Below are 8,526 nucleotides of genomic sequence, written 5' to 3'. Positions count from 1 at the left end.
GTCGATATGTTGTTCTGTTGTTGTCATAATTAATATCGAATATCGAAGGCTGAAGTTCGAAATCTGAAGTTTTAGTCTTTTTCTACTTCGTGATTTGTTATTTCAACTTTATTATTCATTTTTCTTTTACCATTCCATATTCGGATAAGCTCGTTGCATGTATTGCAGTTCAGCCAACAAAAAGCCCATATGTTCTGTATGGATGCCTTGCTTTCCTCCTTTTTGAAAATATTTAGACTCAGGAACTGTTAAAGTCGCTTCTTGCAGTACCTCAGTTACTTTTTGGTAATAAGCATCTTTTAGCTTGGTAACATCTACTCCTATATCTTCAATAACCATAGCCTTATCAGCTTCTGTTTGATGAAACAATTCGTCGGTGTACGCCCATAAATCGTCTATGGCTGCCTGCATACGTTTATTACTTTCTTCGGTTCCATCGCCTAAACGTTTAACCCAATCTTTTGAAAAACGTTGATGATAACTAACTTCTTTTATCGATTTTGTAGCAATGGCCGCTAAGGTTAAATCTTTGCTCTTTTGCAATTCATTTAAAAGCAATAAATGATAGACATCAAACAAAAACTGACGTCCCATAGAATAGGCGAAATCGGTATTTGGTTGTTCTACCAAAAGCACATTTAAATATTCGCGTTCTGAACGAAGCATGGCGATATCGTCTTCCGTTTTTCCTTCGCCGGCAAGTTTGGCTGCATATTGATAATAACTTCGCACTTGTCCGAATAAATCAAGAGATAAATTGGTACACGCAATATCTGTTTCTAAGCTGGGGCCATGACCACATAATTCCCCGAGACGCTGACCCAGGATAAGGCTATTATCGGCAATACCTAGAATGTATTTGTATAAATTTTTGTTTTTCATTGTTTTAAATCGGAGTTGAAATTGAAGTCGAAGTCGAAGTCGAAGTCGAATAATTTCAGTTAATATTTTTAATTCTTGTTACAATAATTCTAATTAATTGATCATTTTCATCTTTTAATTTGACCAAGCTTTCTTCCGAAAATAAGCCAGCCTTTGTTTGAATGTTTAAGTTTCGTAAAGATTCTCTTAATTCCTTTAAACAGATTCTCAACTTGTTTATTTTATCTTTATCTGTTCCGGCTCCAAGAACCTCTCCATAATTCAAAGCTGAAGAACACGATGATCTTATAAGTTGTTTAGCCAAATAGTCTCCTGAATACGAAAAAGGTTTTTTATCGTATAACAGAATAATTGATGCTGCGAAATCCTCAAGCCGTTCTGCCAAATCAAACTTTTTTCATTCATTATTTCAGTTTCATATTCAGCTTCAATTTCAAATTACATATATTTCACCTCATCCGGCAACTCGTAAAAAGTTGGATGACGATACACTTTATCCTGTGCCGGCTCAAACATTTCACCATTGTGCTCCGGATTTGACGCTGTAATATTTTTAGATTCTACCACCCAAATACTTACACCTTCATTTCGTCTAGTATACACATCGCGTGCATTTTCCAAGGCCATATCTGCATCGGCAGCGTGAAGACTTCCAAAATGTCGATGCTCTAATCCGTTTCTACTTCTTACAAAGACTTCCCAAAGTGGCCAATTTTTTTTTGTTGACATGATTATTACATATTAAATTGAAATTGAAGTTAAAATTGAATATTTTTCGAATTCAACTTCAGTTTCAAGTTCTTTATTAAACTACTTGTTTTTCTTTTCTTTCTTGTTGTTTCTCAGCGTAAGCCATAGCAGCATCACGAACCCATTCACCACGTTCCCATGCACCTACTCGAGCTTTCATGCGTTCTTTATTCATTGGGCCGTGGCCTTTAACTACTTGCCAGAATTCATCCCAATTAATTTCACCAAAATCATAACTCTCACGTTCTTCATTCCACTTTAAATCCGGATCTGGAACAGTAAGCCCAATTAAATCGGCTTGTGGTACCGTTTGATCTATAAATTGCTGACGTAAATCGTCGTTTGATTTTCGTTTTAATTTCCATTTCATAGACTGTTCGGTATGCACAGATTCGGCATCTGTTGGGCCCAACATCATTAAAGCTGGCCACCACCAACGATCTAAGGCATCTTGAGCCATGGCTTGTTGCTCTAGTGTTCCGCTTGTTAGTTTGATCATGATTTCATACCCTTGTCGTTGATGAAAACTTTCTTCCTTACAAACCCGAACCATCGCTCTGGCATAAGGACCAAAAGAGGTATTACATAAAGGTACTTGATTGATAATGGCGGCGCCATCTACCAACCAACCAATAGCACCTATATCTGCCCAAGTAATGGTTGGATAATTAAAAATAGATGAGTATTTAGCTTTCCCAGAATGTAATTGCTCGTACAACTCATCGCGAGAAATACCCAAAGTTTCACAAGCTGAATACAAGTATAAACCATGCCCTGCTTCATCTTGTACTTTTGCCAAAAGTGCTACTTTTCTTCTTAAAGAAGGTGCTCTGGAAATCCAATTGCCTTCGGGAAGCATTCCAACCACTTCAGAATGGGCGTGCTGAGACATTTGTCTAATATGTGTTTGACGGTACTTTTCCGGCATCCAATCTTTTGGTTCAATTTTTTCGTCACGTGCAATACGTGCTTCAAATTGTGCTTCTAGATTCCTAATTTGTTCTTCACTCATAATCATTCAAGATTTTTGATTAACGATTTTTGATTGTTGCATTTTAATTCTGACACTTTCAATCTCCACCCTTAATTCTATTTATACATCAAAATCCACAACTACTTTTTTACTGGTAGGTACAGATTGACAACTTAGCACGTAATTTTGTGCCACTTCCTTATCTTCAAGCGCGTAATTGACTTTCATTTTAACCGAACCTTCAATTACTTTACACTTACAAGTACTACAAACACCTCCTTTACAAGCGTATGGCAAATCGGCTCCTGCTGCCAAAGCCCCATCTAGAATATTATCAAAATCATCATCCATGACAAAATGGAATTCTTTTCCCGCATCTATTATAGTTACTTGGGTGCCGTCTATTTTTTCTTCAAGAACTTCAGCAATATGTCTATTTTCTTCTTCGCTACTTCCTGAGAAAAATAATTCGTAATGAATTTTTTCTTTAGGCATTCCAGCGGCTTGTAATTCGTCCCGAATTAAGAAGATCATATCCTGAGGGCCACAAATAAAAGCATGGGCTGTATCTGGAATATCTATAAAGGTTTTTGTTAAAACTGCTAACTTTTCTTTATCAAAACGCCCATTTAAAAATGGAATATCCCGATGTTCTTTTGTTAAAAAATAAAACACTTGAAACCTTCCAAAGAACTCATTTTTAAGCTGTTCTATCTCTTCTTTAAAGATAATGGATTTTACAGTGCGATTCAAGTAAAACAACTTGAATGTACTATTTGGCTCTTGATGCAAATGTGTTTTTATAATAGATATGGTAGGTGTAATGCCACTTCCAGCTGCAAAAGCAATATAATTATTGGAACTTTCCGGCTCGCAAGCAACCGAAAACTCCCCATGAGGAGCCATGACTTCCAGCTCGTCTCCTTTTTTAAGTTCGTTGAAGGCGTAATTAGAAAACACCCCTTGACGAATGGTTTTTACGGCTACTTTCCATTGATTATCCAAAGGACTTGAGCAAAGCGAGTAATTACGACGAATGTCTTCTCCGTTAATTTCCTTGCGAAGCGTTAAGTGCTGACCTTGCTTAAATTTAAAGGTCTCTTTTAGATTTTCGGGAACTTCAAAAGATATCACGACCGTGTCTTTTGTTTCCTTATATATATCTGCAACTTTTAATTTATAAAAATCTGCCATAAGTCTTTCTCTAACCCTTTCTTTAAGAAAGAGAGCTTGTTAGTAGTTATTATTAAAACAATAGATAAGACAATTAAATCCTTATCAAACCAACTAACACTTGTTAGTTTGGTCTACAAATTTACAAAATAAAATCTAAACTATTTGTAAATTCCATCAATGAGGACATCGCTTAATTGTATGCTTAATTTATTCACATCTATGACTTCTTTTTTCGGGATCCAAACATATAGCGAACGTAAGGTGGAAAGCATAGAAAACAGCATAACCTCTATGTTTTTATTAGAGATTTCCTTATTTAATATTCCAGATTTAAGAATGCTTCTAAAGTTTTCCTCATAACTTACACGTAGGTTGAGATAATAATCCAATTGTTCTTCCAGATGCATCCAATCGTTATTTAGCGATGCCATTCCGAAGGTATTTTTGCTTGTTATTGACACATGGAGAGCAACAATCTCTTTCAGTTTTTCAATACAGGTTTTATTAGATGTTTTAATTTGCTCCATGCTTTGGGTGAATTCTTCGGCTAGAGCAATAATAATTTCCTTAAGAATTTCTTGTTTGGAACTAATATGGTTGTACAAACTCGCAGCCTTCATTCCCATGGCGGCAGCAATGTCCCTCATGGTTACGGCACTATAGCCTTTTTCCTTGAAAAGCTTGGCAGCCGTTTCTATAATTTCGTTTTTACGTGATTCCTGTTTCATTGGCAACTAAGATACTGATAAATTAAATTTACAAAAACTATGGATTAAGTTCTTATTATTACTTGCTCTAAATCCCTAACTTTGCCCGCATATTTTACATTTAGACCAAATTTAGGTTTCATAGATACTAAGATATGAAGCTTCTATTTGAATTATTAGAACATTTAAAATGTATTAAAAAACACCAAATTAAGGCGCCTTGTAACTCATGTTACATTTAGTTTAAAATAAAACAAAGAACTTTGTAAAAAATTAAATTATGGGATTATTAGACTTTTTAACAGGAGGAAATAAAACAGATAAAATAAAAGATTTCCAAACCAGAAAAGCCATCATTATTGATGTAAGAACTAAAGAAGAGTTTAACCAAGGTGCTATTACTGGTTCAAAAAACATTCCTCTTCAAGCCCTAAAAGGCAAAATTAACGAGATTAAAAAACTAAACAAACCAGTAATTGCTTGTTGTGCAAGTGGCATGCGCTCTTCTAGTGCTGCATCTATGTTAAACAGTCATGGAATAGAAGCTATTAATGGTGGCGGTTGGAGCAGCTTAAGAAACAAGTTGTAAGTTACCGTTTAAAGTTATTTTTTTAATGCCGGTAGCTGTTCAAACTGATCTATACCTTGAATAACTTCTTGATTATATTTTAAGGTCCAACCTAAGGAGTTTGTTAGAATATAAAATTTAGCCAGTTCGCTTAACAGCCTATTTTGAGCATTCGATTTTAAATTGGAGGCTTCAACTTTTTTCATTAAACTCTGTCTAACGGTTTCTTTTATGGTATTGTAATCATTGGCCTCAAACGGATTTAAATAATCGGCTTGAACATCATAATATTCAAAATCTGGATGGATGTTTATTTCTTGTTCTGGAATGAAAGTAATGGTTAATTCTTTATTTTTTTCATCTAAAACATATTCTAGTTTACTTAAGTCGTAAGCTATGGTTACATCTGCATTTACAACCACCAAGGCCTTTTTTTCTACATTAAATAAGTTCGCAAACAAGGCTTTGGAATTTTTATAGGTAAACACTTGGCTGTAATGTCCTTCTGTAACAATTAATTTGCCCACATTTTTTATCTGCTCTTGAATTAAGGTCGAACTTTCTTTTATGACCATGCGTTCTTCCTTTTTATCTTGACAATACTTAAAGGAAAACATCATGATAAAGGCAATAACAATTCCTATTAAAATTTTTCTCATACCCAAAAGTACACAAAAATTTGAAGCGAATGCTTTGTCTAAATTCTTATGGGATGAGATTGTTTCTTTGTGCTTTTTGTACAGCTTCAATTTTATTGTGTACCTGAAGTTTTTTATAAATATTTTCTATGTGTTTTCTAATGGTTCCGGTTGAAAGAAATAAATTTTCGGCAATGGCATTATAGCTTAGTCCTTTACTTAAATGCTCTAAAACCTCAATTTCTCTTGAAGTTAACTTAATATCTTCTTGTTCTTTTTTGTTCTCAATATTTAATGGGTTTCTAAGAAGCTTCAAGGTTTTTAAAGCTATAGAAGGATGCATGGCTGCGCCTCCATTTAAGGTTTCCAGAATACCATCGTGAAGGTCTTGGGCATTTATTTCTTTTAATAAATACCCATCGGCTCCTGCTTTAATGGATTTAAAAATATTCTCATCGTTATCGAAAACCGTTAACATGATGATTTTTATATGCGGATATTTTTGTTTCACTAAATCGGTTGCTTCAATTCCGTTTAAAATGGGCATTTCTATGTCCATTAATATCAAATCTATATTCCGATTGTCTTCCAATTTTACCAATAAATCTGAACCATCTGTTGCTGAAAATTTAAATTGTAAATCTTCGAAAAAAGAAAGCTTTTCCTTAACAGCATTTATAAGAAAGGCATTATCATCGACTATCGCTATTTTAATATTCATAAGGTTCTGCTTTTAGAAAACAACTATTTAAATAATGCAACTAGGTGTTTATTTTTTTATAAACTCTTATAATAGTTCCTGTATTTAAGGCTGTTATTATCTCAAATTCCGCATCTAGTTCATGTGCGCGTTTTTTCATGTTGTTTAAACCATTTCCAAATTCTATTTGCTCGAGGTTAAAACCCAATCCATTATCGGTAATTGTCATTTCGTAAACAGCATCTTTAATTGAAAAGTCCACATCAATTTGGGTAGGATTAGCATATTTCAACGAATTATTTATGGCTTCCTGAATAATTCTATAAATATTCATGCCTTGAACCGAAGTAAACATTTTGTTGTTTTTCAATTCTTGGTTCACATTAAAATTGAAGGAAATACCATTGGAGGATTTGTTGGCTTTTTCAATAAAATTTGAAATTCTGGATTGTAGATCTTCAAAAGTAATTTCATTTTTATTCATGGCCCAAATGGTGTCTCGCAACTCGTAGATGGTGGACGAGGCAAAGTCGCTAATATATTTTAGCTTATCATTTAGATTATCTGGCAGTTTAAATCCATATTTCAAATTATCGACGGACGAAATTATAAAAGTCAATTGTGCGCCAATATTATCGTGCAAATCCCGACTTATATGCAAACGTTGTTCTTGCAGTTTATTTTGGGTTTCAATTTTAACCAAAGCTTCTTTTAATTCGCTTTCCTTTTTAAGTTGGTTGTGTTTTAGTTTTTGTTGGTTGTATAATAAATAACCTAATAAAGACAAAATAAGTGTCAAAACTACAAGGCTTATTATTTGATGATTTTTTGTCTTTAAATCTTGCTCTTTCTGAGAAATTTGCGTTTGTTGTAACAAGATTTCTTTTTCTTTTTTTTCTGTTTCGTATTTAGTTTCTAATTCACTACTTAATTTAAGTGCTTTTTCCTGTAAGACCAAATCCTGATTTTTAATATACATATTTGTATAATATGCCACACTATCTGGCTTGGATTCACTAGCATATACTGGTATAAGTTGTAAGTAAACCAATAAACTTTTATCTACGATTTCTTCATTGGCAAACACTTTTAAGCTTTCTAATAATATAGGTTTTGCCTTTCTAAACTCTCCTAAATTATTATATATACCTGCAAGTGTTAATTTTGAACTTGCTAATTCTGTTCCCAAATTACTTTTTTCTCTTATTTCAATAGATTTTAGAACATATTGTTTAGCTAGTTTATAATCTTTTTTGTCACTATAAATAGTTCCTAAATTATTATACGCAGAACCTATAGTTGGATATGCATTAACTTTTTCAGCTTCTTTTATCCCCTTTTTTAAATAATTAATAGCATTTGTTGTGTCCTTTTTAAACAAATAAAGACTAGCCATACTCACATAGGAATTACTTAAATATTCTAACTGATTATTTTCTTGGAAAAATGTAATATTTTCGTTTAAGTATTGTTCTGCTTTAGTATAATTCTTTAATGTCATATAAATGTTTGCAATATTACTCTTCAATGAATTAGCAACAACCTTATTTCCTTTGCTATCGTAATACTTCAATGATTTTAAAAAATAAACCATGGAACTATCAAGGAGCGTTTTCTTATAATATATATTTCCTAATTTAGAATTTACAGCAGCAATACCCGAAGAATCTTGGAGTTTATTTCTGATTTTTAAAGATTTCATTAATAAATCCTCGGAGAAATTGTAATCTCCTTTTAAATAATATACGGTGGCATAATCATTATACGTTTGGGCTAAAAACACAGAATCGTTCATTTTCTCGGCCATATTCATGGCTTTATTTCCGTAAACCAAAGCAGAATCTATTGAAACCGAACAATAATACCACGTTAAATCCCCATAAATCTTGGCTTTTTTTGCCTCATCTAGACTCTTGGAAAGTTCAACTTTTAAACTATCTATAATTTTTAAAGGACTTTGCGAAAAACCATGAAGGTTTATTAAAAGAACCATTATTGGGAGTAGTAATTTCTTCATATAATTAATTGTAACGCTCTTCTAATATAATCTTTTTTGTTAAAAGTAGTTCTTTGGTTATCTCAAATAATTTAGCGAATACTACTTTATGGTAATTTTCTAAATAGGTGTTTTT

At 33.0% G+C, this 8,526-nt stretch carries 10 protein-coding genes; 1 reads left to right on the top strand and 9 read right to left on the bottom strand.

Features of this window, described 5'->3' with window-relative positions; all coding sequences use genetic code 11:
• Positions 1-126 precede the first annotated feature (126 nt).
• From paaC to VKY41_RS11180, 6 genes are all read right to left on the bottom strand, one after another.
• Entirely contained in the window at positions 127-882 is a 756-nt protein-coding gene (paaC, locus tag VKY41_RS11205) for a 1,2-phenylacetyl-CoA epoxidase subunit PaaC (protein ID WP_500814545.1), read from the bottom strand.
• Between the two features lie 55 nt (positions 883-937).
• Positions 938-1,267, bottom strand: a complete 330-nt coding sequence (locus tag VKY41_RS11200; protein WP_500814544.1) for a four helix bundle protein — start codon at positions 1,265-1,267, stop codon at positions 938-940.
• Positions 1,268-1,320: 53 nt separating this feature from the next.
• A complete protein-coding gene (gene paaB, locus VKY41_RS11195; RefSeq protein WP_500814543.1) occupies positions 1,321-1,611 on the bottom strand; it encodes a 1,2-phenylacetyl-CoA epoxidase subunit PaaB in 291 nt (96 codons plus the stop codon).
• Positions 1,612-1,687: 76 nt separating this feature from the next.
• On the bottom strand, positions 1,688-2,644 hold the full coding sequence (gene paaA, locus VKY41_RS11190; protein ID WP_500814542.1) for a 1,2-phenylacetyl-CoA epoxidase subunit PaaA: 957 nt from the start codon (positions 2,642-2,644) through the stop codon (positions 1,688-1,690).
• An 81-nt stretch (positions 2,645-2,725) separates the two neighbouring features.
• Positions 2,726-3,799, bottom strand: a complete 1,074-nt coding sequence (gene paaE, locus VKY41_RS11185; protein WP_500814541.1) for a 1,2-phenylacetyl-CoA epoxidase subunit PaaE — start codon at positions 3,797-3,799, stop codon at positions 2,726-2,728.
• Positions 3,800-3,939: 140 nt separating this feature from the next.
• Complete coding sequence (locus VKY41_RS11180) at positions 3,940-4,509, bottom strand: TetR/AcrR family transcriptional regulator (protein WP_500814540.1); 570 nt, start codon at positions 4,507-4,509, stop codon at positions 3,940-3,942.
• Between the two features lie 259 nt (positions 4,510-4,768).
• Here VKY41_RS11180 and VKY41_RS11175 point away from each other — a divergent pair, with 259 nt between their 5' ends.
• Positions 4,769-5,077, top strand: a complete 309-nt coding sequence (locus tag VKY41_RS11175; RefSeq protein WP_500814539.1) for a rhodanese-like domain-containing protein — start codon at positions 4,769-4,771, stop codon at positions 5,075-5,077.
• A 14-nt stretch (positions 5,078-5,091) separates the two neighbouring features.
• Here the strand turns inward: VKY41_RS11175 and VKY41_RS11170 are convergent, their stop codons facing one another.
• The 3 genes from VKY41_RS11170 to VKY41_RS11160 are packed head-to-tail and all read right to left on the bottom strand — an operon-like array spanning position 5,092 to position 8,411.
• On the bottom strand, positions 5,092-5,715 hold the full coding sequence (locus VKY41_RS11170; protein ID WP_500814538.1) for a DUF4230 domain-containing protein: 624 nt from the start codon (positions 5,713-5,715) through the stop codon (positions 5,092-5,094).
• 46 nt (positions 5,716-5,761) lie between these two features.
• Positions 5,762-6,415: a response regulator gene (locus VKY41_RS11165; RefSeq protein ID WP_500814537.1), complete on the bottom strand. Its 654-nt coding sequence runs from the start codon at positions 6,413-6,415 to the stop codon at positions 5,762-5,764.
• 40 nt (positions 6,416-6,455) lie between these two features.
• Entirely contained in the window at positions 6,456-8,411 is a 1,956-nt protein-coding gene (locus VKY41_RS11160; protein WP_500814536.1) for a tetratricopeptide repeat-containing sensor histidine kinase, read from the bottom strand.
• Positions 8,412-8,526 lie beyond the last annotated feature (115 nt).

Origin of the sequence: Xanthomarina sp. (genome assembly GCF_035306605.1) — a bacterium.
GTDB lineage: Bacteria > Bacteroidota > Bacteroidia > Flavobacteriales > Flavobacteriaceae > Xanthomarina.
This window is presented reverse-complemented; position numbering and strand designations above follow the sequence as displayed.

Coding starts and splice junctions, on each gene's coding strand:
- VKY41_RS11170 (WP_500814538.1), bottom strand. CDS start 5,715: ATGAGAAAAATTTTAATAGGAATTGTTATTGCCTTTATCATGATGTTT.
- paaE (WP_500814541.1), bottom strand. CDS start 3,799: ATGGCAGATTTTTATAAATTAAAAGTTGCAGATATATATAAGGAAACA.
- VKY41_RS11165 (WP_500814537.1), bottom strand. CDS start 6,415: ATGAATATTAAAATAGCGATAGTCGATGATAATGCCTTTCTTATAAAT.
- paaB (WP_500814543.1), bottom strand. CDS start 1,611: ATGTCAACAAAAAAAAATTGGCCACTTTGGGAAGTCTTTGTAAGAAGT.
- VKY41_RS11160 (WP_500814536.1), bottom strand. CDS start 8,411: ATGAAGAAATTACTACTCCCAATAATGGTTCTTTTAATAAACCTTCAT.
- VKY41_RS11175 (WP_500814539.1), top strand. CDS start 4,769: ATGGGATTATTAGACTTTTTAACAGGAGGAAATAAAACAGATAAAATA.
- paaC (WP_500814545.1), bottom strand. CDS start 882: ATGAAAAACAAAAATTTATACAAATACATTCTAGGTATTGCCGATAAT.
- paaA (WP_500814542.1), bottom strand. CDS start 2,644: ATGAGTGAAGAACAAATTAGGAATCTAGAAGCACAATTTGAAGCACGT.
- VKY41_RS11180 (WP_500814540.1), bottom strand. CDS start 4,509: ATGAAACAGGAATCACGTAAAAACGAAATTATAGAAACGGCTGCCAAG.